The sequence below is a fragment of the uncultured Desulfosarcina sp. genome (assembly GCF_963664155.2).
In the GTDB taxonomy this organism is placed as follows: domain Bacteria; phylum Desulfobacterota; class Desulfobacteria; order Desulfobacterales; family Desulfosarcinaceae; genus Desulfosarcina.
Genome location: NZ_CAXXXH010000001.1, coordinates 592,297 through 616,354, shown reverse-complemented (window position 1 = coordinate 616,354; position 24,058 = coordinate 592,297). Strand labels below are relative to the sequence as shown.

Sequence of the window (24,058 nt, the reverse complement as noted above, 5' to 3'; positions counted from 1 at the left end):
ACCATGAGGCCATTTGGGTGGACCACCGAACAGGTACTGACGGCCACCGGCGGATCCCGGATTTCAGGATCGGCGGACATCGCTTTTACCGGTATCGGTATCGATTCCCGCACGATCGATCCGGAGTACCTGTTTGTGGCCGTTGCCGGTGAATCCCACGACGGGCACCGCTTTGTGGGTGACGTACTGGATCGCGGCGTCAAGGGGGTGGTGGTGGCCGACAACCAGGTGGTCAACATGCCCATGGCGCGAATGGCTGCCGGCGGCATTGTCTGTATCGCGGTGACCGACACCATCCGGGCCCTGGGTGCATTGGCCCGCTTCAACCGCAATCGGGGCAGTCTCCAGGTCCTGGCGATTACCGGGTCCAACGGCAAAACGTCCACCCGCATCCTCGTGGACCAGGTGATTTCCCAAACGTTCGCGACCCTGAGCACCAGCGGCAACCTGAACAACCATATCGGTCTGCCCCTGACGCTCTTCCGGCTGACACCGGAACACAAGGTCGCCATACTGGAGCTGGGCATGAACCACGCCGGTGAAATCACCCGTCTGGGTCGCATCTGCGAGCCGGACCTAGGCGTGATCACCAACGTGGGGCCGGCCCACCTGGAAGGGCTGGGAACTATCGACAACGTCGCCCGGGCCAAGGGAGAATTGCTGCATACCCTTCGCCCCGGCGGCACGGCCATTCTCAATGCCGACGATGCGCGGGTCGCTGCGTTGGCCGGCCGCACAGATCGTTCGGTGGTTTTCTTCGGCAGCACGGAGCAGGCGCAGGTCCGGGCCGACGATGTCCATCTGACCGAAGCCGGCATGGCCTTTACGCTGGTCACCCCGTCGGGCCGCCTGCCGGTGACCCTGGCCACCCCGGCGCGGGTGATGGTATCCAACGCCCTGGCTGCGGCTGCTGCCGGCGAAGTCATGGGAGTGCCTTTGGACCTTATCCAGGCGGGGCTGGAATCCTTCTCCCCCCAGACCGGGCGCATGGGCATCCGGATGCTGGGCGGTGACATCTGTCTGGTGGACGATACTTACAACGCCAACCCCGGCTCCATGGCTGCGGCCATCGAGACCCTGGCGTCACTGCCCGGCGGCCGTCGAACCATTGCCGTACTCGGTGACATGCTGGAATTGGGACCGCAATCGCCGGCCCTGCATCGGGAGATCGGCTGGGCGGCGGGTGATGCACGGCTTGATCGGCTGTATGTCGCCGGCAGTTTTGCCACCGCTGTGGCCGACGGCGCCATGGATCGGAATATGACGGCGGACCGGATTTTTTGCGGCACCAAGGCCGCGATTATCGAGCAGTTGAACCACCAGCTTCAAACCGGCGACCTGATACTGGTGAAAGGGTCCCGCGGCATGGCCATGGAAGAGGTGGTCGAGGCTGTCGTCCGCTGGGCGGATGCCCAATGATGACGGGATTCCTAAAAATATGATGAGATTGGCAAATCGACAAACCGAAACACAGAGGCGCGATCCCGACAGATGATCTATCACCTGCTATATCCGCTGCATACGACCTTTGCAGCCTTCAACGTGTTCCGGTACATCACCTTCCGGACCATCTACGCCAGCCTGACGGCCTTTCTGATCTGCTTCCTGATGGGGCCCTGGGTGATCCGGCGCCTCTCCATGATGCAGGTGGGGCAGTACATCCGGGAGGACGGACCCAAGGACCACTTGAAAAAGGCCGGGACACCCACCATGGGCGGCGTGCTGATCATCTTTGCGATGGTCGGTTCAACCCTGCTGTGGACCGATCTGACCAACCGCTACGTGTGGATCGCCCTGCTGGGGACCCTGGGGTTCGGGGCCATCGGGTTTGCAGACGATTACCTGATGCAGGTGAAAAAGCGCAGCCTGGGCCTCACGGCCCGCCAGAAGCTGCTTCTTCAGGTACTGCTGGCATTGTTGGTGGGCCTGCTGGCATACATGGTGCCCGAGTTTTCAACGAAACTCAGTGTGCCTTTTTTCAAGCGGCTGACCCCGGATCCGGGATTGGGATACATTTTTTTCGCCGCGCTGGTCATCGTAGGGGCCTCCAATGCCGTGAACCTGACCGACGGTCTGGACGGCCTGGCCATTGGGCCGGTGATTATCGCCGCGGTCACCTATATGATTTTTGCCTATGTGGCCGGTCATGCGCGAATAGCCGATTACTTGCAAATCACCCCGGTGGCGGGATGCGGTGAAATCACCGTATATTGCGGCGCCCTGGCCGGTGCCGGATTGGGATTCTTATGGTTCAACGCATACCCGGCCCAGGTGTTCATGGGAGATGTGGGCTCGTTGTCCATGGGGGCGTCTCTGGGAATCGTGGCTGTGATTACCAAACAGGAGATCCTGCTGGCGCTGGTGGGGGGGCTGTTCGTCATCGAGGCCCTGTCCGTGATTTTTCAGGTGGGTTTTTTCAAGATGACCAAGGGCCGTCGTATTTTCCGGATGGCGCCCATTCACCACCATTTTGAATTGAAAGGCTGGCCGGAACCGAAGGTCATCGTGCGATTCTGGATCATCGCCATCGCCCTGGCCCTTATTTCCATGAGCACTTTGAAACTGCGTTAACGGCGGAGACGGATGCATCCCATGGGGGTTCGAAACAAACGTATCGTGGTGGTGGGACTGGGACGGTCCGGGGTGGCAACGGCCCGGTTCCTCGCTGCCCGGGGTGCCCGGGTGACGGTGACGGACCGTGCTCCGGCCGAAACCCTGAAAACCGCGGCTACCGCCCTCGACGGGTTGGGTGTCGAACTGAAGCTCGGTGGGCATGATACGACAGATTTTGAAACCGCCGATCTGGTGGTGCTCAGCCCCGGTGTGCCCCATACCCTGCCGATGCTGGAATCGGCCTGGGCCAAAGGGACTCCGGTTATCGGGGAAGTGGAACTGGCATGCGGGTATATTACCGAACCGATCCTGGCGGTGACCGGCACCAATGGAAAAACCACGACAACCGAACTGGTGGGAAACATGCTTAGAAAAAGCGGTAAAAATGTGTTTGTGGGAGGAAATATCGGCACCCCGCTAATTGCGTATGCGGACCGCTCCCATGCTCGGGTCGATGTGGTGGTAGCCGAAATCAGCAGTTTCCAACTGGATACCGCCATCGATTTCAGGCCGGATATCGCCGTGATGCTCAACATCACCGACGACCATTTGGACCGATATCCGACGTTTAGCGCTTATGCGGATTCCAAATGGCGAATATTCGAAAACCAGAGGCCCACCGATGTGGCGGTTCTCAACGCCATGGATGCCACCGTGGCTGCCTTGATCAAAAACCGCCCCCCCCGGGCCCGCCGGGAACTCTTTTCGGATGGAGTCATCGAAAAAGGTGCCCAGATATTAAAGGATAGGATCCTGCTGATCGAAGCGGGCCGGCATACCGGCAGTTTTTCCCTGTCCGAGTCCGGTCTCATCGGTCCCCATAACCGGGAAAATACCGCTGCTGCCTGCCTGGCCGCCCGCGAGCAGGGAGCCTCGGACGCGGGTATCCAGCAGGCCATCGACGAATTCCAGGGACTCCCCCACCGTCTGGAAACGGTGGGGCGGGTGCGTGGAGTGCGCTTTGTCAACGACTCCAAGGCCACCAATGTGGATGCGGTGAACCGGGCGCTGGAGTGCTTCGACAATCCGGTGATCCTGATCATGGGCGGGCAGAACAAAAAGGGTGACTTCACTCAACTCAAATCCCAGGTTCGCCGTCGGGTCAAGACCCTGGTGGCCATGGGGGAAGCCAAAGACGAGATCGTCACCGCTCTGGCCGGAGACCCCGAAAAGGGCATTATAGAGGCCGGATCCATGGAAGAGGCGGTGGAAAAGGCATTCGGCGCGGCTATGGAGGGGGAGATCGTACTGCTCTCTCCGGCCTGTGCCAGTTTCGACATGTTCGCCAACTACGCGCAGCGGGGCAACCGGTTCCGGGAAATCGTGGAAAGGCTGGGATGAGCACGACTGTCAAACGAAACGGGGTTCAACCGGTGGTCTATGATCTGGGACTGCTGTTTCCCGTTTTGCTGCTCGTGGGCATGGGCATCGTTATGGTTTACAGCGCCAGCTCCGCCCTGGCCCTCAAGAAATTTGGCAGCGGCTATTTCTTTTTAAAAAAACAGGCCATGTTCTCCCTGATCGGCATCGTGGTGCTGGTGGCCTTCAGTTACATCCCGTTCCGCCTGTATCGGATGCTCGTCTACCCCATCCTGGCGGTCGCCATCATGATGCTGGTGGCGGTGGCCTTTACCGGCTTGGGCGTGACGGCCGGCGGATCCGCCCGATGGCTGCAACTCGGATCGGTTCGGTTTCAGCCGTCGGAACTGGCCCGACTGGCCCTGATCATTTACATGGCATACTCCATGAGCAAGAAGGATGAGTTTCTGCGGGATTTTTACGTGGGTTTTTTGCCCCATTTTCTGGTTCTGGGCCTCTTCACGGCGTTGCTGCTGGTTCAGCCCGATTTTGGATCGGTAGTGATTTTTGCCGCCTTGACCTGGATCATGCTTTTTGTCGGCGGGTGCCGCATTACCCACCTGCTGTCGGTCGTTTTGGTGCTGGCGCCCATGGCCTGGCTGTTCATGACCCATGCCGAATACCGGGTCAAGCGGCTGATGAGTTTTCTGGATCCCTGGCAATATCCGGCGGACGAAGGATACCAGATCGTCCATTCGCTCATGGCTTTCGGCACCGGAGGAATCACCGGGGCGGGAATCGGCAAGGGGTACCAAAAACTGTTTTATCTTCCCGAACCCCATACGGACTTCATCTTTTCCGTAGTGGGCGAAGAGCTGGGGCTCATCGGAGTCATGATCGTGATTCTGCTTTACGGTATCATGCTCATGCGGGGTATCCGCATCGCCCGCCATGCCCAGGACCGATTTGGTTCCCTGCTGGCCATGGGCATCACGGTGACCCTGGGCCTTCAGGTCTGCATCAACATGGGGGTGGCCCTGGGACTGCTGCCCACCAAGGGATTGACCCTTCCGTTTCTCAGTTACGGCGGGACGAGCCTGCTGATCAACATGGCCGCGGTGGGAATCATGATGAATATCGGAGCGCGGGATGTACGCTGTTGACCCCCAAAACGTCTGGCGGCCACTCAAGGTGGTCGTTGCCGGCGGTGGCACCGGAGGACACCTGTTTCCCGGCATCGCCGTGGCAAGCGAGTTTGCCATGAGAAATCCGCAAAGCCGAATTCTCTTCGTGGGTGCCGGTCGGCCCTTCGAAAGGGACGCGCTTGCCCGGGCCGGCTTTCCCCATCGAACCATCGTCATCGAGGGGATCAAGGGCAGAGGATTGTGGGCCAGGACCCGGGCGGCCATGAAAATTCCCGGGGCCGTGTTCTGCTCGGCCGGCATCCTGGCCGAGGCGCAGGCAGACCTGGTTGTCGGGGTGGGCGGATACGCCGCCGGACCGGTGGCCCTGGCCGCCTGGTTAAAAAGCATTCCGGTGGTCCTGTGCGAGCAGAATACCGTGCCCGGCATCACCAATCGGATGCTCTTTCCGATAGCCAAACGGATTTATGTCAGTTTTGAAAATACCCGGGGGAAGATAAACCCGGCAAAGAAGTGCATCAGCGGGAATCCGGTACGGCGGGAGATACTGGATACGGCGACCGTTGAAAGGGTGGAGGATAAACCGTTTACGATCCTGATCGTCGGCGGCAGCCAGGGGGCCCATGCCATTAACCTGGCGGTCATGGATGCCTTGCCTCGCCTTCGACAGCACCGGAAGATCCATATCGTTCACCAGACCGGTGAAGCGGATCGGGCTCAGGTCGCCGATGCATATGAGAACGCAGGTATCGATGCAGAGGTGAAAGCGTTTTTCCATGACATGGCATCGCGATACGGCCGGGCGGATCTGGTGGTATGCCGGGCCGGTGCCACCACGGTGGCCGAACTGACCGCGCTGGGTAAGGTGGCCCTGTTCATTCCCTTTCCCTTTGCGGCGGACAATCATCAGGAACTCAACGCCAGAGTCCTGGTTGACCAGGGAGCGGCTCAGATGATGCTCGAACGGGACCTCACCGGTGCGGAACTGGCCCGGCGTCTGGACGCATTGGCCGGCGCGCCAGATCTGCTGGCGGCCATGGCATCCCGCTCCACAGTTTTAGGGAAACCCGGTGCGGCCCGAACCATCGTGGACGACTGCTATCAACTGGTGGGAAACGAGCCATGTATCTGAAAAAATATCATATCCATTTTGTCGGTGTTGGCGGCATCGGTATGAGCGGCATCGCCGAACTGCTTCTCAACCTGGGCTACCGGGTTTCTGGATCCGACGTCAAGGGTTCGGATATTACGGCCAACCTGGCGAGGCTGGGCGGCATCATCCATATCGGCCACCGGGCCGAGCAGATTGCCGGTGCCGACGTGGTGGTGGCCTCTTCGGCCATCGACACCAATAATCCGGAAGTGGCAGCCGCCAGGCAGGCAACAATTCCGGTCATACCCCGGGCCGAGATGCTGGCCGAACTGATGCGCCTTAAATACAGCGTGGCCATTGCCGGCGCCCATGGCAAGACCTCCACCACCTCCCTGGTGGCCAACGTACTGGCCGGCGGGGGATTGGATCCGACCGTGGTCATCGGCGGCAAGCTCAAGAGCCTCGGCCACAACGCGGTGCTGGGTCAGGGCGACTTTATCGTGGCCGAGGCCGACGAGAGCGACGGCTCTTTTCTCAAATTCTCTCCGGCCATTGCCGTGGTCACCAACATCGACCGGGAGCACATGGACTTTTATGCGGACCTGGAGGCAATCAAAACCGTCTTCCTCAATTTTATCGATCGGATTCCCTTTTACGGCCTGGCCGTGCTCTGCCTGGACAGCGAACCGCTCCAGGGCCTCCTCCCCCGTATCAAGAAACGGTTGACCACCTACGGGCGGAGCACCCAGGCCGATTACCAGGCAAGGAACATCAGCTTCGGTGAAATGAAAAGTCGGTTTACGGTGGTTCATCGGGACGAAAACCTGGGCGAGTTTGTTCTGGCCATGCCGGGGATGCACAATGTAACCAACGCGCTGGCCGCCATCGCCGTAGGCCTGGAGTTGGACATCCCGCTCTCCTCCATCAAGCGATCTCTGGAGACGGCCGAAGGGGTGCAGCGCCGCATGGAGATCAAGGGTGACGTCAAGGGTATTATCGTTGTCGACGACTACGGCCACCATCCCACCGAGATCCAGGTGACGCTCGAGGCCGTCAAAGACAACTGGCCGGACCGCCGGAAAGTGGTCGTCTTCCAGCCCCATCGATACACCCGCACCCGGGCGCTGCTGGAGGATTTCACCCGCTCCTTCAACAACAGCGATGTGCTGGTGGTGCTGCCCATCTATGCAGCTAGTGAAAAACCCATCGCGGGGGTGAGCGGCCAGGCGCTGGGTGATTGCATCCGCGCACACGGACACCGGAACGTGATCTGCCTGAACAGTCTCGAGGCCTGCGCCGATCATCTCGAGGAAACACTGGCTCCCGGAGATTTACTGCTGACCTTAGGTGCCGGCGATGTTTATCGCGTGGGAGAGATGGTGTTGGAACGGATGTCTGAAGGCTGATGTCTGAGTACAGAGGACAGAGGACTGTAAGCCGGCTGTCTGGAACCCGAAAGCCAGAGAATAAACATTGAAACCGAAACCGACCCGAACCAATCGATTCAGGAAAAACAAGCAAGCCCGTCGGGTTTTGTTTCGGGATCGTGCCGTCTTTGCCTTCAAGGCGCTTTTGGGGGCGGTGATGCTGGTGGTGACCAGCGCTGCGTTTATTTTTGCCTATGATTATTTTACCCAGAGCCGGCACTTCCTGGCCCGCCGGATTGTTATTACCGGGCAACAGCGGCTCAGCCGCCAGCAAGTCATGGAGATCGCCGGCGTCGGGATGCAGACGAACATCCTGTCCGTGAATCTGGCCATGACCCGCCAGCGGCTTCTGGCCGATTCATGGGTCGCCGATGCGACGGTCAGGCGGGAGATCCCATCGGGATTGTATATCCACATCCGGGAAGAAGCCCCGCTGGCCCTTTTGGACATGGGTTCCGATGAAGGTTTTTTGATCAACGTGGACGGCGAGGTGTTCAAACGACGGGATGATTCGGACAGCGACGCGCTGCCCCGGGTGCAGGGGCTGGATCATGCAGACCTGCCGGTTCCGGGCCGGCCGGCCAGCGAGGCATTTCGTGCGGTGATGACGCTGTTCCGGATAGCCGTGGAGAAGAATAGCCCGCTGCCCCTTTCCGGCATTCGCCGGATCCGGATGGATCGTGAAATCGGCGCTACCCTATATATCGGCGAAGACAACCGGGCGGTGAAACTGGGGTTCGGTCGCTATCGTGAAAAGTGCAAGGCGCTGGAACGCCTGATGTCACGTTTGAGCAGGGACAGCCGGCTGGCCCGGTACCGGGTTATCGATCTGTTTGATGTCAATCGAATGGTCATCACGCTGGCAACGGCCGGTTCGTCCACTTCGGATCATAAGGAGGTGTAGGTTGCAGGGATCAAGAGAGGGCAATATCGTCGTCGGCCTGGATATCGGAACCACCAAGATCTGTGCCGTGGTTGGCGAGGTAACGGGCCGCGAGATCAATATCATCGGCATCGGCACCCATCCATCCATCGGGCTGCGCAAGGGCGTCGTGGTCAACATCGAATCCACGGTGGAGTCTATCAAAAAGGCGGTTGAAGAGGCTGAATTGATGGCCGGCTGTGAGATTTCTTCGGTATACGCCGGGATTGCCGGTGGCCACATCACTGGTTTCAACAGCCGGGGAATCGTCGCCATCAAAGGGTCGGAGATCAATCAGCAGGATGTCGACCGGGTTATCGATGCGGCCCGGGCGGTGGCAATTCCCATGGACAGGGAGGTGATCCACGTACTGCCCCAGGAGTACATCGTAGACGACCAGATCGGCATTCAGAATCCGGTGGGTATGGCCGGTGTCCGTCTGGAGGCAAAAATCCACATCGTTACCGGTGCGGTCACGTCGGCTCATAATATCGTCAAGTGTGCCAACCGGGCCGGTCTGGACGTGTGCGATATCGTCCTGGAGAGTCTGGCTTCAGGAGAGGCGGTGCTGACCGAAGAGGAGAAACAGCTGGGTACCGGCCTGATCGACCTGGGGGGCGGAACCAGCGACCTGGCCATCTTCTCGGGAAGGAACATCAAACACACCTTCGTCCTCGCCTTGGGGGGTGACAACCTCACCAATGATATTGCCATTGGCGTAAGGGCGCCTCTGAACGAAGCCGAGCGGATCAAACGCAAATACGGCACCTGCAACGGGGCGGCGATCAACCCGGACGAAACCATCGAGGTGCCGGGGATGGGCGGCCGCCAACCCCGCAAGCTTCCCCGCCAGATTTTAGGCGAAATCCTGGAACCGCGCATGGAGGAGATTTTTACGCTGCTTCAGCGGGAAATTTACCGTGCCGGAATGGAGAACATGATCGCATCGGGCATGGTCCTGTGCGGGGGGACGGCCCTTTTGGAGGGCACCACCGATATTGCCGAAGCCATCTTCGGCGTCCCCACGCGTCTGGGCAGACCGCGGGGCATCGGCGGCCTCACCGACGTGGTGAACAATCCCATGTATGCCACCGGGGTGGGGCTGGTTATTTACGGCGCCAGAAAGGAGCCGGAGAAGAAATTTCGAATCCGGGACAGAAACATCTTCAACAGTCTCATTTCCCGGATGAAAAAATGGTTCAAGGATGTCATCTGATTCAGGTTGGATCAAGGACGTCGGTCAGGAAAGTGACAATGGTGGAAAAATTGGAAACCAAGGCGTACAGGCAAGCGCCGTTATGGGCAACACAAGCAAAGGGGGAGACTATGACTGGTATGTTTACGTACATGGAGAGTGACCGATCGGCAAAAATTAAAGTGATTGGCGTTGGCGGGGCGGGAGGCAACGCGATCAACAACATGATCGCGAGCAATCTGCAGGGCGTCAGGTTCATTTCCGCCAACACGGATGCCCAAGCTCTGGATGTGTCCCAGGCGGAGATGCGCTTTCAGTTGGGGACAAAAATTACCGAAGGTCTGGGTGCCGGCGCCAATCCCCAGGTGGGGCGGGAGGCGGCCCTGGAAAATGCCGAGATGATCAAGGAGGCCTTAGCCGATTCCCACATGGTTTTTATCACAGCAGGTTTCGGCGGCGGCACCGGGACCGGTGCGGCGCCGGTGATCGCGCGGCTGTGTAAGGAAATGGGCATCCTTACCGTGGCGGTGGTAACCCGGCCTTTCTCCTTCGAGGGAAGGAAACGGGCCAAACAGGCTGAGGAAGGCATCCTCGAGTTGAAAAAAGCGGCGGATACGGTGATCACCATTCCCAATGACCGGTTGCGCGGACTTGCCTCGAAGAATGCCAAGATGGTGGACATGTTCAAGAAGGCTGACGAAATTCTGCTGCATTCAGTCAAAGGCATCACCGACCTGATCATGATGCCCGGCCTGGTCAACCTGGACTTTGCCGATGTGAAGACCACCATGTCCCGGGCCGGTATGGCCATCATGGGCATCGGCATCTCCAGTGGTGAAAACCGGGCCCTGGAAGCGGCCGAACGGGCCATCTCACACCCCCTGCTGGATGACATCAACATCTCCGGCGCCAAAGGCGTGCTGATGAACATCACCTCCAACAGCGACCTCACCATGGAGGAGATGACCGAAGCCTCCGAACGCATATACAACGAAGTGGGTGAAGATGCGGAGATCATCTGGGGAGCGGTCATCGACGACAGCGTGGGTGATGAGATGAGCGTTACCGTCATTGCCACCGGCATCGGCGAGAAGGGCAAAGAGAAGGAGGCGGCCCCGAGAGCGCTGGACCCTACCTACGGCGGTAAGGTGCGTGACATCACCCCGGCGGATCTGGCCCGTTCCTCGGAACTGGACGAACCCACTTTCATCCGCAGGCGGCAGGCCGTCAACGAAGGATCGGCCAGTGAGCTATACCGGGAGTACAAGGGGATCGTTATCGACAACGACGACCTGGACGTTCCCACGTTCTTAAGACGAAAGGCGGATTAACCCCCTGTCCGGACGAACCGGATCGACAGGGATCAGCTGCTAAACCGATGAACCAGAGGACCGATGATGCAGCATACTCAATGCAGCGACCATTTGACCGGCGGCCGCCGGTCGGGTGGCGATCGGCGGGCATATTCATATGCCTGCTGTATCCCCGAACGACGCAGCGGAGTGGATCGCCGAAGTGGAAAAGACCGTCGCCGGCAAAGCCGGATTTCCTCGATGATGGTGAAGGCCGATGAAACCGTCCCGACCGTTCCGAGCTGATCCGGAAAGGATAGGGATTGAACGGCGATCCGGATAAAGGTCTGCGGAAATCATGGCAACAGGATACCCACAGGACTCCAGAGGACATGCGGCGACCGAGCGCGGCGTTATCCGTAAGTCCGCCGCCGGCCGTATTCGCGTGGCGCTGGTCTACCCCAATCTTTACCCGGTGGGAATGTCGAACCTGGGGTTCCAGACCGTTTACCGGCTCATCAACGATATTGACCATGTGGTTTGTGAACGTGCTTTTTTACCGGAACAGGATGGCGGTAAAATTCGTCGGGTGTTGACGGTCGAGTCCCAGACGCCCATCGAAGACTTCGACATCATTGCCTTTTCGATCTCTTATGAGAACGATGTGCCCGGCGTGCTTACCATCCTGGAAACAGCAAGACTCCCCCTGGCGGCCGCCCAGCGTGGCGCTACTCTCCCCCTTGTGCTGGCAGGGGGAGTCTTCTGTTTTCTCAACCCGGAACCCTTGGCCCGGTTTATCGATGCCTTCCTGTTGGGAGAGGCCGAGGCTCTGATATCGGGGTTTTTTCAAATTTTTGATCCCTCGGCCGAAAAGCAGGAAAGCCTGCTTTCCCTGGCCCGGCAGGTTCCCGGCCTGTATGTTCCTGCCTTCTACCGCCCCCGGTATCATGAAGACGGCACCCTGGCTGAAGTGAACCTGCTGGCGGATGTGCCTGCTTCCGTCAGACGATTGATCGTTCCCGACCTTTCGGACCTGCCGACGGCCAGCACCATTTTGACCCCGGACACAACCTTTGACGACACCTATCTTATCGAGGTCTCCCGCGGCTGTCCCCATGGGTGCCGCTTCTGCAGCGCCGGATATGTATACCGGCCGCCACGATTCCGCCCCTTTGACCTGCTGGACCGTCAGGTGGACGATGGGTGTGCGCTGACCGACCGCATCGGCCTGGTGGGGGCCGCCGTGTCCGACCTGCCGGGCATTCGGGAGTTGTGCGACAAGGATCGGGATCGTGAGATCCGGTTCTCATTCAGCAGTCTGCGGGCCGACGCGCTGGACGGCCCGTTGATCGAGGCGCTGAAAAAGAGCCGGGTGAAGACCGCCACCATCGCCCCGGATGCCGGTTCGGAACGCATGCGCCGGGTGATCAACAAGGGGATCACGAAAGACCATGTGGTCGCCGCCGCCGAAACCCTGGTGGCCGCCGGCATCCCCAACCTGAAGGTCTATTTCATGATTGGCCTGCCCACCGAAACCCAGGCCGATGTGGCCGCCATCGTGGAGTTGGTCAAGCAGATCAAACACCGATTTCTCAGAACCAGCCGGGGCAAGGGGCACATCGGTGAAATCACCGTGAGTCTCAGTTCCTTTGTTCCTAAACCGTTTACGCCCTTTCAATGGGTATCCATGGATGACGTGAGAACGTTGAAGACGAAGATCAAGATGGTGAAGACGGGATTGAAAAAAACCGCCAATGTGCGGGTCCATGCGGACGTGCCCCGGTGGGCCTTCCTGCAGGGAGTGATCGCCCGGGGGGATCGGCGGGTGGCAGGCATTCTGTCGCTGGCCCATGAAAACCGGGGCAACTGGCCCCAGACCTTCAAGGCGTCCCCCATCAACCCGCACTTTTTCGTTCACCGTGAACGCAATCCCGATGAACTGTTTCCTTGGGACTTCATCGATCACGGCCTCGATAAATCCTACCTGTTGAAAGAATACCGCCGGGCGCTGGCCGGCCGGACCTCTGCCCCTTGTCCCGCCGATCCGGCAACATGCAGCATCTGCGGGGTGTGCAAAGAAAGACCTGAGGGTTGAAGGCGGCGCTCGCCTGATCAGTTCCAAGCCTTTATCGTTTTGACCTAACATCTGCGTTCGAAGATGGACCGACTTCCAGTCGCCATAAATGCTTTATGAATGATGAGATAAAGCGGCAGGGAGCCTCCATCCTGCCTATTTTCAGGGATGTTTTTTCGAATCAGGTTTTCCCTTTGATAACAAAATGAAAGCCAACTAACCATCAAAATAAGGCCAGTTACAAGATGTTGCGGTCGGCAATTTTTTACCGGAGTTGTCTTTAATGACAGGTATCAACTGTTTCACGAATTGTGTGATACGCGTTTGCCGTCCATTAAGGCTATGGGCCGAATATAGATTGATGAAGCAGCTTGGCGCACAAGACAAACAGAATTATACTGAAGATGACCTGAATGCTCTTCCCCTTCAGTTTGGCGCTCATGATCCTCGCCCCGGCCTGGCCTCCGGCAAAAGAGGCAATAGCCGCGGGCAGGATGAACAGCCAGTTAATCGTTTCCATGGACGCATATCCAAGAAAGCCTGTCAAAGACGAGAAGCATACGATAAAAGTCGACGATGCAGCTGCAATCTTAGTGGGTGTTTTCATTACATAGATCAGAAGCGGCACAATGAAAACGCCTCCTCCGATCCCTAACAATCCGGCTATAACTCCAATACAGGCACCGATACCGATCCCACCGATTATTTTTTTTGAAGATCCCATAGTAGTGGCTTCTACGTCGCCACCAGGTGACAGCAGCATTCGAGCCCCAGCCAAGGCAAGCACGACTGCCATGATCATAAGGAATGGTTTTACATCGATACGCACATTTAAATACGACCCGATCGGCGCAGCCAGGCTCGAAGAGATAATCAGGGGGATGGCGAGTGAAAAATCCACCATCTTCTTTCTTGAATAGGTATATGCGGCTGATGCGGCAGCAATGAGGTTCAAAAACAACGAAGCCGAGGCAGCCTCGGATTTGACAAACCCGAGGATGATAAACAGCGGAGAAAATATGAGCCCGCCTCCCAGGCCGACCATAGTCAGCACCAGGGAGATGAGAAAGATCGCGGCAATCAGAATCGTTGAAATGGGCATGGCATCAACGGACTATTTCGTCTATAATGCCCCTGAACTACAGATATAATCTGAGACGCAGGCCAAACCGGGGCAACCATAACCCTGGCTTTTGTAGCAACATCTTTGTTCAGGGGCGGGAAGACTGCAGAAAAGATTTTTAACCGATCGCCTCCAGCCGGACAACCGATTGAGCGGTGAGGCTACCGAAATAGGTCTTTTTTCATACCTCCGACCGCTGCCCCTCGCCGCCGGTCAGGTGGTCATCATGTAAAAGCCGATGGTCACATCACAGGGGTCTTTGCCCACGAATTGGCAGCCGATGGCCTCTTCGGCCACCGAACGCACGACCACCTCTTTTTGAACCACCGAACTGGCCGTGTTGTCCAGGGTGAATTTGACCCGGAACCGGTCGTTGACGCGTACATCCGGTTTCCCGAAAACTTTGAAACCGATCCCATGGCGGGAGAGGTTTTCGATCAGGATTCTTCCCCAGTCGTCCGACTTCATGGCAATGCGGTCGCCCCGGCCGCGGATGTACACGCCTTCCAGATGGACCATTTTGCGGTGCTCCCGGCGAAGTTCGATTTTGATGTACATCTCGTTGCCGCAGGTGCAGGTGGCCTTCAGGCGGGTGCCGATGTTCCGGATTACGGAAATGTCCAGCAGCTTCTGGTGGTTGCAGTGCTTGCAGGCGATATTGGCCGTTTTCCCATCCTTGAGCAGTGCCGTATTGACCAGGTTCGGATCATCGGGTTCCCCTTCTTCGAAGCGCCAATGGGCCTTTTCTTCAACGGGGGTGCTGTCATCACTGTCAATGACCTCGATGGGACCCTCGTACTCTAACGAGTCATCATCACTGGTATGGGGAGCCGGTGAAACGAACTGCAGGATGGTTTCACGAACTTTGGCGGGTGCCTTCTGGGTCTGTTTCCGGATGAGCGCATTGACGATGGTGCTGCCGACGCATTTGACCAGGTTCTGCGTTTCCCTGGACCAGTCTGTCGGCTGCCTGACGGCGTCACAGCCGATGATGCCTATCAGGTATCGGCCGTAGAACAAGGGGGTGAACAGGAACGATTTGACTCCCGGGGCATGGAACCCTTCATGGGCCGCGTGTTCTATCGCTGCCAGGGTGTCGATATCCGCAACGGAGACGGTGCTGCTCTGTTTCACCTGGCTCAAGATCCTGGAAAATGTTTCCACACTGGCGTTTTGCAGAGCCGGGGCCGGGGTTTCAACTCCGTCGCTGAGCCATTCGTGAGTGATGGAAAGCCGGGTTTTCCGATCGTGAAACAGGCAGACATAGACCCGGTCCGCCCCCGATACCAATCCCACTTTTTCCAGGGAGTAGATAATGATTTCGTCGATGTCGGCCGGGGACCAGACGGACAGGTCGTCAATGATCGAAAACAGCAGGTTGACAAAGTACTCTTTGAGCTGCAGGGCTTCCAGGGCCTGCCGATAGGGAGTGATGTCTTCCACGGCCAACAGCATCCCGGGCAGTTTCTGGCTGGGCGTTTCGACCGGTTGGGCATTTACCCGTGCGGACCATATGGTTCCGTCCTTTTTCTTGAGATTGATTTCAAAGGGCGCTTTCAGGGTTCCGGCGAAAATCCGGCTGCGGTTAATAAAAAAAACGGACTGGTCTTCAGTGGCGATGAACAGGCTGATGGGTTTTTTCAGCAGGTAGGATTTGTCTGCGCCGAGCATTTCGACCGCGCGGGAGCTGACGCCGTCGATGAGACCGGACTTGTCCAGCGAAATCAGGCCGGTGGTCGTAGCCTGCAACAGTCGGGAGCAATCGGTCAGTTTTTTTTTGAGTGCGTCCCGTTCGCTGGTTACGGCCTGGTTGATCGCTTCCAGCTCGGTCCGGTGGTGGGTCTGTTCCGTGATCTGGTGCTGCAGGCGTTCGGGCAGGGCATGCTCAGTCGGGCGGTCGTCTTTGGTCATAAGGCTTCCCTCGGTAAACAATCCAACCCCGGGCGGGTAACGTTCAGATGATGCTCATGAAGGTTGCGGTTACTGGTAGATCTTGTTCAACTCCTCGGATGCCTCGACGGCCAGATTCGAGTCTTCAGTATATTCAATGGCGCCCTTCAAGGCCAGTCTGGCGTTGTTGTAGTCTCCCAGCAGGCGGTAGGTTCTGCCCATTTCCAGCAGCAGGGCCGGGTTTTTAGGATTGGTTTGCGCAACTTTTTCGAACAGGGATTGCGCGGCGTGCAATCGGCCGGTGGCCAGGTACGTCCGGCCCAGATTCAACTGGGCAACGAAAAAGTCCGGCTGCACGTCCAGTGCCTTTTTCAAATATTTCTGGGCTTTGTCATATTGCCCCTTGTTGTAGTATGCCCAACCCAGGTTGGCCAAGGGAAAGTGCGGTGTGGCGTAGAGCATGTCACCGGTGACCGGTTCCAGCACGGCAATGGCCTTGTCCCATTCTTTCTGAACCATGTAGGCACTGCCCAGGTTGTTTTTGGCCAGGGAATAGTCGGGTTTCAGCTGGACCGCTTTCTCAAAATGCACCACGGCCAGATCCGTCTTCTCCTTGGCCATATATACCAGACCCAGATCGTTATGCAGGATGGGGTCGTCTGCATTCAATTTTTCCGCTTTAAGCAGTTCTCTCAGGGCCGCCGTGTAATTGCCGCCATTGAGATAGGCCTCCCCCAGATTGACGGCTGCAGCAGCTTTTTTTTTATCCTGAAGGGACGTTTCTGTGGTGGCGCATGCTGAAAACAGCAGCATGGCAAAAAGCAAAGAAAGTATCATCTCCGGTCGCCAACGTGCCATGGACCTTTCTCCTATTTAATGTATGTAATCCGTTGATCATTCAATAAGACTATCCCCGGGCAGTTCCTTCGATTCGGATCAGCCGGATGCCCCGGTCACGGAGAAACAGTCTAATCAATTCGGGTATCTTTCTATCGGTAAACAAACGGTTCTCGCCGTTTTCCATCGGAATGAGAATGCCGCTGACCGAAATGGCGGTATTGAATTCAGGAGATCGGTTCGCTCCATAAAAAACGGGAGAGGCGGTATAGGCCATGCCTGCGGTTTTCATCAGGCGCTGGATGATCTCCAGCGGTTCGGCGTCAAGATTGATTTGAAGGATTTCAAGGCCCGTATCCCTGATGGCGTTTACCGCATCACCGTAAAGGTTTCCAAAATCGATGAGAATTTCTCTCCCGTTGCCGAAAGAGAGCAGGTTTGACAGGGCCTGGACCTGAATCCCGGCGTAGGGGAAGCTGATGCTAGTGTTGGGTGAGTAGTTAAATCCCATCAATGTGGCAAATGATTCGATAAGCGCTTTCTGGCTGGATCCGTCGATACCGTCAATATGTTTCGTCACTTCCATGTGCAGCGGCGGTCGCGTTGCCTCGGGCGCTCCGGACAGGAGTTCCTTGATGACAATGTCGTTCTGGTCCAGGTAACGGACAATGGCGTCGTGGGTTCGCTCGGAGTCGGACGTGATCGGTGTGATGCAGGAATGGCGGGGGACGCGGCCATCAACCGACGGTTCGGTGCGGATCCATTTGGCGCTGATGCTGATATTTATCCCTCCATCGTCAAAGGCCAGGCGATTGGTGGAGGCTTCACTCGAAAACGCCGAAAAGACGGCTTCCAGAATGTCCTGGGATGTGGCTTCGTCGGGCACCTTCACCACCTTGACATTTTCCCAGTAGGATTGAATCAGCGGCAGATCCACATTCATTACCCGGTCCTGGGTGGTGAGAATCACCTTGGATCCGTTCAGAAGATCGATCATGGGGTGGCGGGAAAGGTCCAGCTCGAAATCCTTGCCCTGCTTCATGGGGAAAAAATAGGTTCCCTTGTCCAGCAGACGTCCCCCGATCGCCGATGCGGCCTCTGCAGCCGGGCCTGTTTTTTCCGATTCCGGTTGGGGCGTGGCCAATTCCGAGCCGGCCCTGACGGTTGGCTGGGGTTGAGGTTCACCGGATTCGGTTTCAGCACCATCCGCCATTTTTTCGACCAGATTGCCGGCTTCATCGAACAAGGCGCTATACCAGCTTTGTTCCCGGATGGAGGGATCGGGCATGTAGATCTTCTGCCCGGCATAAATTCGATTGACATCCTTGATGTGCGGGTTGGCGGCCTTGAACAGCGCCAGTCCCTGGCTATAGGTGGTGTTTCCGTATCGACCGCCGAACCGGTTGGCAATCAGCTTGGAGACGGTGTCGCCCCTCTGGATGGTGTAGGACCGGGTATGCTTTTCTATTATTTCCCTGGGGCTGCTGATCATGACGACGGGGATGGTGACCACCCCGGAGGCTTGGCCCGGCAGGGCGCCCTGGGCCAGTTTTTTAAGCGGAATGTCAACCACCTGCCCGGGACGGATCCTGTCGATGTCTTTCACATGGGGGTTGAGGCGTTCGAAAATACCCAGGAATTCCCGGAAATCGGCGTGGGCAAGCTCACCTTTTTGACGGAAGATTTTGAGCACCCAGTCCCCCTGCTGAACCTGGTAGGGGTCACAGAGGATGTCCCAGCCGCGGTCGTAGCGCACCACATAGTTTTTATAAAGCATGGCGCCATGGGTGTCTACCGTCAGAAGCAGCAGGATAAAAGCGATCAACGGTAAAAGCATCCGGCGAAGAAGGGGGCGTTGAAAAATATCTGGATGATTGATGGCCATGGCCGTGTCAGGTCCTTTTCTTTAATCCGAGGTCGGCGGCGATCTGCCTGGAGATGGCATTAACGAAGGTGGTCATCGCCTCAGGATCCAGCGGTTTGCCCGGTGCCGGTACCTGCTTCAGGTGTTTCGGATGGATATAGCGTGGCTGATTGACCAGTGCCGGGTCCGGTGAAACGGCAAATTCGTCCGGGAAGCTGTTCTGGAAATACATGTCCTGGAAGCCGGAAAATTTGAGGGCATGGGCCGTGGAATCCACGATGGCCGTTTCGCTGGAGGCGACATAGTCCTGGTTGAGGGCCACCTGCAGGCCGGCCAGCGACTCGCCGCCATGGGTGCAGGCGATGTGGCCGTTGCGGTTGGCCGTGAGCTGCCAGTCCATGATGTCCTGTTCGGCCACCTCCACGAAAAAGACGCGGGAGCGGCCGGCCACCTGGTTGTAGCGGTCCACCAGGTGGATTACCCGGGGCATGGAAACCGGGTTGCCGATCATGGCGGCCTGAGCTACACTGGGTTTGACGGTCATGGGTACGAACTTGCGTTTTTTGGCTTCCGGTTCGCTGTAGTATCGGAACACGGGGTTGGCGTGGACGGACTGGACGCCCACGATTTTGGGCAGGGCGTCGATGATACCCACCTCATGAAACTTGAGAAATCCGTTCATCACGGCGGTGATGTTGCCCGCATTGCCGATAGGCACCACCACTACTTTGTCGGCCATGGCATAGTCGAAGTCCTGAGCGATTTCATAGGAGTAGGACTCCTGCCCCAGGATGCGCCAGGCATTCTTGGAGTTGAGCAGGGCCACATTGTACTGCTCGGAAAGGGCTTCGACAACCTTCATGCAATCGTCGAACACCCCGGGAATCTCGAAGACATCCGCCCCGCTGCCCAGCGGCTGGGAGAGCTGCTGGGGGGTTACTTTCTTGTGGGGCAGCAGGACTGCCGACTTGATGCGGGGCTTGAGATAGGATGCATAGAGGGCCGCGGCGGCGCTGGTATCCCCGGTGGACGCACAGATGGAGAGCACCTGGTCGACCAGTCCCTGCCCGATAAGAAAATTGATGTAGCTCAGGGCGCTGGCCATGCCTCGGTCCTTGAAAGAGGCGCTGGGGTTCTGGCCGTCGTTCTTATAGAAAAAGCGGATACCCGCCTTCGCCTGGAGGATACCGTTGGCTTCTACCACCGGGGTGTGCCCCTCTCCCAGGTAAACTGCCGATGCCAGGGGAATCACGGGGCCGATGAACTCGTGGTAGCGGTAGATGCCTTTTACGGCCGGGAGCTTGAGCATGCGCCGGTAGTCAAAAATCCGCTGCCAGAGCTCACCGTCGATAGCCTTCAGCCGATCGAATTGTCGGTCATGGATCAGCAGCACGCTGCCGCAGTCCGGGCAGGTGTAAAGCAGCGATTCGATGCCGTGCTCGGCCCGGCAGCCCAGGCACCGGTAGATCAATTCTCCGCCGGGCTCGGGGACCAGGTGCGGCCGGATTTCTTCAGGGAATTGGTCGTGTCTCACGAAGTAATCTTTTCCATTCCGCCCATGTACGGTCTGAGCGCATCCGGGATGACGACGGTGCCGTCTTCCTGTTGACAGTTCTCCAGCAGGGCCGCCAGGGTTCTGCCCACGGCCAGGCCGCTACCGTTCAAGGTATGGACCAGACGGGTGCCTTTTTTGCCCTTTTCCTTAAACCGGATATTGGCCCGCCGGGCCTGAAAATCTTCAAAATTGCTGCATGAGGAAATCTCCCGATAAACACCCTGGGCGGGCATCCACACTTCGATGTCATAGGTTTTGGCGGCGGAAAAACCGATGTCTCCGGTGCACAGGGTGATTACCCGATAGGGTAGCTCAAGGCGGCGAAGTACGGTTTCCGCATTGTCCAGGAGCGACTCCAACTCGTCGTAGGAGACCTCAGGCCGGGTGAATTTGACCAGTTCCACCTTGTTGAACTGGTGCTGCCGGATCAATCCGCGCGTGTCCTTGCCGTAGGATCCGGCCTCGGAGCGGAAACAGGGGGTATAAGCCGTGAAATAGATCGGCAGCTCCGATTCGTCCAGGATTTCCTCCTGGTAGATGTTGGTGACCGGGACTTCCGCTGTGGGGATGAGAAAATAGTCCAATCCCTCAAGCTTGAAGAGGTCCGCTTCGAACTTGGGCAATTGACCCGTGCCGGTCATGCTCTTCCGGTTGACGATAAATGGCGGCAGCACCTCTTTGTACCCGTGTTTCGAGGTATGCAGGTCCAGCATGAAGTTGATCAGCGCACGCTCCAGTCGGGCTCCTACGCCCAGGTAGAGGGGGAATCGGGCGCCGGCGATTTTGGCGGCGCGGGCAAAATCCAGGATACCCAGGTTTTCCCCGATCGTCCAGTGGGGCAGGGGCGCGAAGGCGAAGACGGTGGGTTCGCCCACGGTTTTAACCAGGGGGTTGTCCGCTTCGCTTTTGCCTACCGGAACGCTTTGGTGGGGGATGTTGGGCATGGCCATGATCATCTCGCCGATGGCCGATTCCCCCTCGCCCAGATCTTTCTCCAGGTGTTTGATAGTTGTGGATACGTCACGCATTTTTTCGATGACGGCATCGGCATTTTCTCCGCTGCGTTTCATCCGGGCGACTTGATCGGAAACGCTGTTGCGCTGGCGGCGAAGTTCTTCCAATTCGAAAAGGATGGTTTTGCGCCGTGTGTCAAGATTCTGAAACGCCTCCCAATCGAAGGCGGTCCCCCGGTGCTGCATGGCTGTTTTGACCAGTTCCAAATTTTCTCTGACGAGCTTGATTTCCAGCATATCTGTCCTTATATTCCAAAATCGTGTTTAAACGGGGCCATACATCGGATTTCAGGTGGCGTTGACAGTTCGTTTAGGGGGTGGTGAACGGCTATACCGATGAAAGGCGAACACCGAAGGCAAAATCAAGCGGAAGCTTATCCCAAGTGGTCCAATTAGTCAATGATGATTGCCGGTTGAGCCGCAACAGGGAGCACCTCCCACGCCGTATGCGGCAGGGGGTGGAAACGAACGGTAAATCGATCTTTCCGAAAAAAGACCCCTTCCCGGTATTTTCTCACGGAGAGGGTGCAAGACGCGGTTTTGCGACCAGAGACCAAAAAATGAAAGATGGAGATGGCAATGGATGAAGTCCGGGAAAAAAAGCAGGAAATCAGAAATGAGATATCGACTTTCTTCAATTCGCTGGCAAGCGACGTGCTCGAAGCGAACACCCGCATTATCGAAAATCGACTGTTCGAGTTTGCCAATTTTCTCGAATCCAAGATTGTCATGCTTTACGTAAATACCGAAAATGAAGTCGCTACGACTAATATTATCAAACGGGCCTACGAATTCAACAAAATCGTGGTGCTTCCCGCCTTTGATACGGCTAAATCCAAAATGAAACTGATGAAAGTGGACAATCCGAACAAGGACCTTATTTCCGGCCCGCGGGGGATTCTCGAACCGAATCCCGCCAAATGCAAGCCGGTTCCGCTGGATTCAATCGATATCGCCATTGTACCCGGTATCGCCATGGATGAAAAAGGTGGGCGGATCGGGTCGGGTCACGGATACTACGACCGGATTATCCCCGACCTGCCCATGACCACCCGCAAGGTGGGCCTGGTGTTCGAGGGACAGTTGGTTCCCCAGGTACCCATGGAATCCCACGACAAGCATGTGGATATCATTATCACCGAAAAACGGGTGATCTATAAGATTTAGCTCATCGTTCATAGCTGATCGCGTATAGAAAAGATTATCGAAAACGCCTCCTTCGGGGGCGTTTTCGTGTTTGGATCAGGCGTTAATTGTCTATCGGGGTGCCGATATCGGGTCCCTTGATCGTGTATGGAAAACCGCCAGCGCCCCTCTCAAACCGGCAGCCTTCAAATGATCCGTCTGTTCAGCTGACGGCAAATCCAAAAGTGGCGGGGTTTCCTTTACCCGGACGCCCTTCGACCTGACATTTATGGATAGACACCCTCTAACTTCTTGACCTGACTCGCCTTAATTGATAGAGACCTGCTGGGAGAAAACTGCCGATGAAATACCAGCGCCTGAGAAATGAAATGGTCACCAAACAGATCATCGCCCGCGGGGTCAGCGATCCCCGCGTACTTTCGGCGATGCGGACCGTCCCCCGCCATCTGTTTGTCAGCGAAGCCATGATGGATCAGGCCTACGGCGATTTTCCCCTGCCCATCGGTGAACAGCAGACCATTTCCCAACCTTACATTGTCGCGGAAATGACCCAATCGCTCCAAGTGACTCCGGAGGACCGGGTGTTGGAGATCGGCACCGGATCCGGCTACCAGGCGGCCATCCTGGCCCAGATCGCTTTTCGGGTCTATACGATAGAGCGCATCTACTCCCTTTATACCCGAACACGAAAGCTGTTCGACCAGTTGCGCTATCACAACATCGTCACCCGGTATTCGGACGGTACCACGGGCTGGAAGGAGCATAGCCCTTTTGATGCCATCATCGTCACCGCCGGTGCGCCGGAGATTCCCACGGTGCTGGTCAACCAGTTGGCCATGGGCGGCCGCATGGTGATTCCGGTGGGGGACCGCCACAGCCAGGATCTTATCAAGCTGGTTCGTGACGAACAGGGCATCCACCAGTCCAACCTGGGCGGTTGTCGTTTTGTCAAGCTCGTTGGCGAACACGGCTGGAGAGAGCAGTAAATGCTCAGGCGCCTCTACGATTGGGTACTTCACTGGGCCGCCACTCCATACGGCACCTGGGCTCTGTTTTTGCTGGCTTTCGCCGAATCCTCTTTCTTTCCCGTTCCACCCGACGTCCTGCTCATCGCCCTGTGTGTGGCCCGGCCGGACAAATCACTCAAATACGCCCTGGTCTGCGCCATCGGATCCATATTCGGGGGATGCCTGGGATACCTGATCGGCTGGCAGTTCATGGCTTCGGTGGGCAGTCGCATTGTCGACTTTTACGGCCTGACAGACAAGGTGGCCTATATCGAAACGCTCTACAACACCTACGACGCCTGGGCGGTTGGCATCGCCGGGTTCACCCCCATTCCCTATAAGGTGTTCACCATCGCCGCCGGCATGTTCAAAATCAACTTCACGGTGTTCGTCCTGGCGTCTTTGGTTTCCCGATCGGCCCGGTTTTTCCTCGTGGGTGGGTTGATCTATCTATTCGGTCCGCGCATCCAGCGCTTTATCGACCGCTATTTCAACCTGCTGGCCGTCACGTTCACCGTATTGCTCGTGGGCAGCTTTGTGCTGATCAAATACCTGTTTTAAGGGCT

At 57.3% G+C, this 24,058-nt stretch carries 19 protein-coding genes; 13 read left to right on the top strand and 6 right to left on the bottom strand.

What is annotated here, in order from left to right:
* Window positions 1–3 precede the first annotated feature (3 nt).
* The 10 genes from murF to ACHZBS_RS02785 all read left to right on the top strand — a co-directional run bounded on the left by murF (window position 4) and on the right by ACHZBS_RS02785 (window position 13,078).
* Window positions 4–1,419 (top strand): UDP-N-acetylmuramoyl-tripeptide--D-alanyl-D-alanine ligase, encoded by a 1,416-nt coding sequence (murF, locus tag ACHZBS_RS02830; protein WP_319405016.1) that lies wholly within the window; start codon window positions 4–6, stop codon window positions 1,417–1,419.
* Window positions 1,420–1,491: 72 nt separating this feature from the next.
* Window positions 1,492–2,571 carry a phospho-N-acetylmuramoyl-pentapeptide-transferase gene (mraY, locus tag ACHZBS_RS02825; protein ID WP_319405015.1) on the top strand — a complete coding sequence of 360 codons (1,080 nt, stop codon included), beginning with the start codon at window positions 1,492–1,494 and terminating at the stop codon, window positions 2,569–2,571.
* A 21-nt stretch (window positions 2,572–2,592) separates the two neighbouring features.
* Complete coding sequence (murD, locus tag ACHZBS_RS02820) at window positions 2,593–3,954, top strand: UDP-N-acetylmuramoyl-L-alanine--D-glutamate ligase (RefSeq protein WP_319405014.1); 1,362 nt, start codon at window positions 2,593–2,595, stop codon at window positions 3,952–3,954.
* A complete protein-coding gene (ftsW, locus tag ACHZBS_RS02815) occupies window positions 3,951–5,075 on the top strand; it encodes a putative lipid II flippase FtsW (protein ID WP_319405013.1) in 1,125 nt (374 codons plus the stop codon). The genes murD and ftsW overlap by 4 nt, the downstream gene beginning before the upstream one ends.
* The gene (murG, locus tag ACHZBS_RS02810; protein WP_319405012.1) at window positions 5,062–6,186 is read left to right on the top strand and encodes an undecaprenyldiphospho-muramoylpentapeptide beta-N-acetylglucosaminyltransferase; all 1,125 of its coding nucleotides are present in this window, start codon (window positions 5,062–5,064) and stop codon (window positions 6,184–6,186) included. Before ftsW ends, murG begins: the two co-directional genes overlap by 14 nt.
* Window positions 6,177–7,553 carry a UDP-N-acetylmuramate--L-alanine ligase gene (gene murC / locus ACHZBS_RS02805; RefSeq protein WP_319405011.1) on the top strand — a complete coding sequence of 459 codons (1,377 nt, stop codon included), beginning with the start codon at window positions 6,177–6,179 and terminating at the stop codon, window positions 7,551–7,553. Before murG ends, murC begins: the two co-directional genes overlap by 10 nt.
* Window positions 7,554–7,620: 67 nt before the next feature.
* Window positions 7,621–8,478, top strand: a complete 858-nt coding sequence (locus ACHZBS_RS02800) for an FtsQ-type POTRA domain-containing protein (protein ID WP_319405010.1) — start codon at window positions 7,621–7,623, stop codon at window positions 8,476–8,478.
* Between the two features lies 1 nt (window position 8,479).
* Entirely contained in the window at window positions 8,480–9,712 is a 1,233-nt protein-coding gene (gene ftsA / locus ACHZBS_RS02795; protein WP_319405009.1) for a cell division protein FtsA, read from the top strand.
* Between the two features lie 119 nt (window positions 9,713–9,831).
* On the top strand, window positions 9,832–11,022 hold the full coding sequence (ftsZ, locus tag ACHZBS_RS02790; protein ID WP_394708032.1) for a cell division protein FtsZ: 1,191 nt from the start codon (window positions 9,832–9,834) through the stop codon (window positions 11,020–11,022).
* A 319-nt stretch (window positions 11,023–11,341) separates the two neighbouring features.
* Window positions 11,342–13,078: a radical SAM protein gene (locus ACHZBS_RS02785; RefSeq protein ID WP_319405007.1), complete on the top strand. Its 1,737-nt coding sequence runs from the start codon at window positions 11,342–11,344 to the stop codon at window positions 13,076–13,078.
* Window positions 13,079–13,397: 319 nt separating this feature from the next.
* Here the strand turns inward: ACHZBS_RS02785 and ACHZBS_RS02780 are convergent, their stop codons facing one another.
* From ACHZBS_RS02780 to serS, 6 genes are all read right to left on the bottom strand, one after another.
* Window positions 13,398–14,159, bottom strand: a complete 762-nt coding sequence (locus ACHZBS_RS02780) for a sulfite exporter TauE/SafE family protein (RefSeq protein ID WP_319405006.1) — start codon at window positions 14,157–14,159, stop codon at window positions 13,398–13,400.
* A 234-nt stretch (window positions 14,160–14,393) separates the two neighbouring features.
* Window positions 14,394–16,091, bottom strand: a complete 1,698-nt coding sequence (locus ACHZBS_RS02775) for a PAS domain-containing protein (RefSeq protein WP_319405005.1) — start codon at window positions 16,089–16,091, stop codon at window positions 14,394–14,396.
* A gap of 69 nt (window positions 16,092–16,160) precedes the next feature.
* Window positions 16,161–16,928: a tetratricopeptide repeat protein gene (locus ACHZBS_RS02770; RefSeq protein WP_319405004.1), complete on the bottom strand. Its 768-nt coding sequence runs from the start codon at window positions 16,926–16,928 to the stop codon at window positions 16,161–16,163.
* Between the two features lie 49 nt (window positions 16,929–16,977).
* On the bottom strand, window positions 16,978–18,792 hold the full coding sequence (locus tag ACHZBS_RS02765; RefSeq protein ID WP_319405003.1) for a LysM peptidoglycan-binding domain-containing protein: 1,815 nt from the start codon (window positions 18,790–18,792) through the stop codon (window positions 16,978–16,980).
* Window positions 18,793–18,799: 7 nt separating this feature from the next.
* The gene (thrC, locus tag ACHZBS_RS02760; protein WP_319405002.1) at window positions 18,800–20,305 is read right to left on the bottom strand and encodes a threonine synthase; all 1,506 of its coding nucleotides are present in this window, start codon (window positions 20,303–20,305) and stop codon (window positions 18,800–18,802) included.
* Complete coding sequence (serS, locus tag ACHZBS_RS02755; protein WP_319405001.1) at window positions 20,302–21,576, bottom strand: serine--tRNA ligase; 1,275 nt, start codon at window positions 21,574–21,576, stop codon at window positions 20,302–20,304. Before serS ends, thrC begins: the two co-directional genes overlap by 4 nt.
* Before the next feature lie 342 nt (window positions 21,577–21,918).
* On the opposite strand from serS, the gene ACHZBS_RS02750 reads away from it, so the two are divergent.
* The 3 genes from ACHZBS_RS02750 (at window position 21,919) to ACHZBS_RS02740 (ending at window position 24,053) form a co-directional block, all read left to right on the top strand.
* Window positions 21,919–22,506: a 5-formyltetrahydrofolate cyclo-ligase gene (locus ACHZBS_RS02750; protein WP_319405000.1), complete on the top strand. Its 588-nt coding sequence runs from the start codon at window positions 21,919–21,921 to the stop codon at window positions 22,504–22,506.
* A gap of 320 nt (window positions 22,507–22,826) precedes the next feature.
* Window positions 22,827–23,471 (top strand): protein-L-isoaspartate(D-aspartate) O-methyltransferase, encoded by a 645-nt coding sequence (locus ACHZBS_RS02745; protein WP_319404999.1) that lies wholly within the window; start codon window positions 22,827–22,829, stop codon window positions 23,469–23,471.
* A complete protein-coding gene (locus ACHZBS_RS02740) occupies window positions 23,472–24,053 on the top strand; it encodes a YqaA family protein (protein ID WP_319404998.1) in 582 nt (193 codons plus the stop codon).
* Window positions 24,054–24,058: the final 5 nt, after the last annotated feature.

Bases quoted from the DNA above. Each gene is read 5' to 3' on its own strand.
- murF (WP_319405016.1), top strand. From the start codon at position 4: ATGAGGCCATTTGGGTGGACCACCGAACAGGTACTGACGGCCACCGGC.
- mraY (WP_319405015.1), top strand. From the start codon at position 1,492: ATGATCTATCACCTGCTATATCCGCTGCATACGACCTTTGCAGCCTTC.
- murD (WP_319405014.1), top strand. From the start codon at position 2,593: ATGGGGGTTCGAAACAAACGTATCGTGGTGGTGGGACTGGGACGGTCC.
- ftsW (WP_319405013.1), top strand. From the start codon at position 3,951: ATGAGCACGACTGTCAAACGAAACGGGGTTCAACCGGTGGTCTATGAT.
- murG (WP_319405012.1), top strand. From the start codon at position 5,062: ATGTACGCTGTTGACCCCCAAAACGTCTGGCGGCCACTCAAGGTGGTC.
- murC (WP_319405011.1), top strand. From the start codon at position 6,177: ATGTATCTGAAAAAATATCATATCCATTTTGTCGGTGTTGGCGGCATC.
- ftsZ (WP_394708032.1), top strand. From the start codon at position 9,832: ATGTTTACGTACATGGAGAGTGACCGATCGGCAAAAATTAAAGTGATT.
- ACHZBS_RS02785 (WP_319405007.1), top strand. From the start codon at position 11,342: ATGGCAACAGGATACCCACAGGACTCCAGAGGACATGCGGCGACCGAG.
- ACHZBS_RS02780 (WP_319405006.1), bottom strand. From the start codon at position 14,159: ATGCCCATTTCAACGATTCTGATTGCCGCGATCTTTCTCATCTCCCTG.
- ACHZBS_RS02775 (WP_319405005.1), bottom strand. From the start codon at position 16,091: ATGACCAAAGACGACCGCCCGACTGAGCATGCCCTGCCCGAACGCCTG.
- ACHZBS_RS02770 (WP_319405004.1), bottom strand. From the start codon at position 16,928: ATGGCACGTTGGCGACCGGAGATGATACTTTCTTTGCTTTTTGCCATG.
- ACHZBS_RS02765 (WP_319405003.1), bottom strand. From the start codon at position 18,792: ATGGCCATCAATCATCCAGATATTTTTCAACGCCCCCTTCTTCGCCGG.
- serS (WP_319405001.1), bottom strand. From the start codon at position 21,576: ATGCTGGAAATCAAGCTCGTCAGAGAAAATTTGGAACTGGTCAAAACA.
- ACHZBS_RS02750 (WP_319405000.1), top strand. From the start codon at position 21,919: ATGGATGAAGTCCGGGAAAAAAAGCAGGAAATCAGAAATGAGATATCG.
- ACHZBS_RS02745 (WP_319404999.1), top strand. From the start codon at position 22,827: ATGAAATACCAGCGCCTGAGAAATGAAATGGTCACCAAACAGATCATC.
- ACHZBS_RS02740 (WP_319404998.1), top strand. From the start codon at position 23,472: ATGCTCAGGCGCCTCTACGATTGGGTACTTCACTGGGCCGCCACTCCA.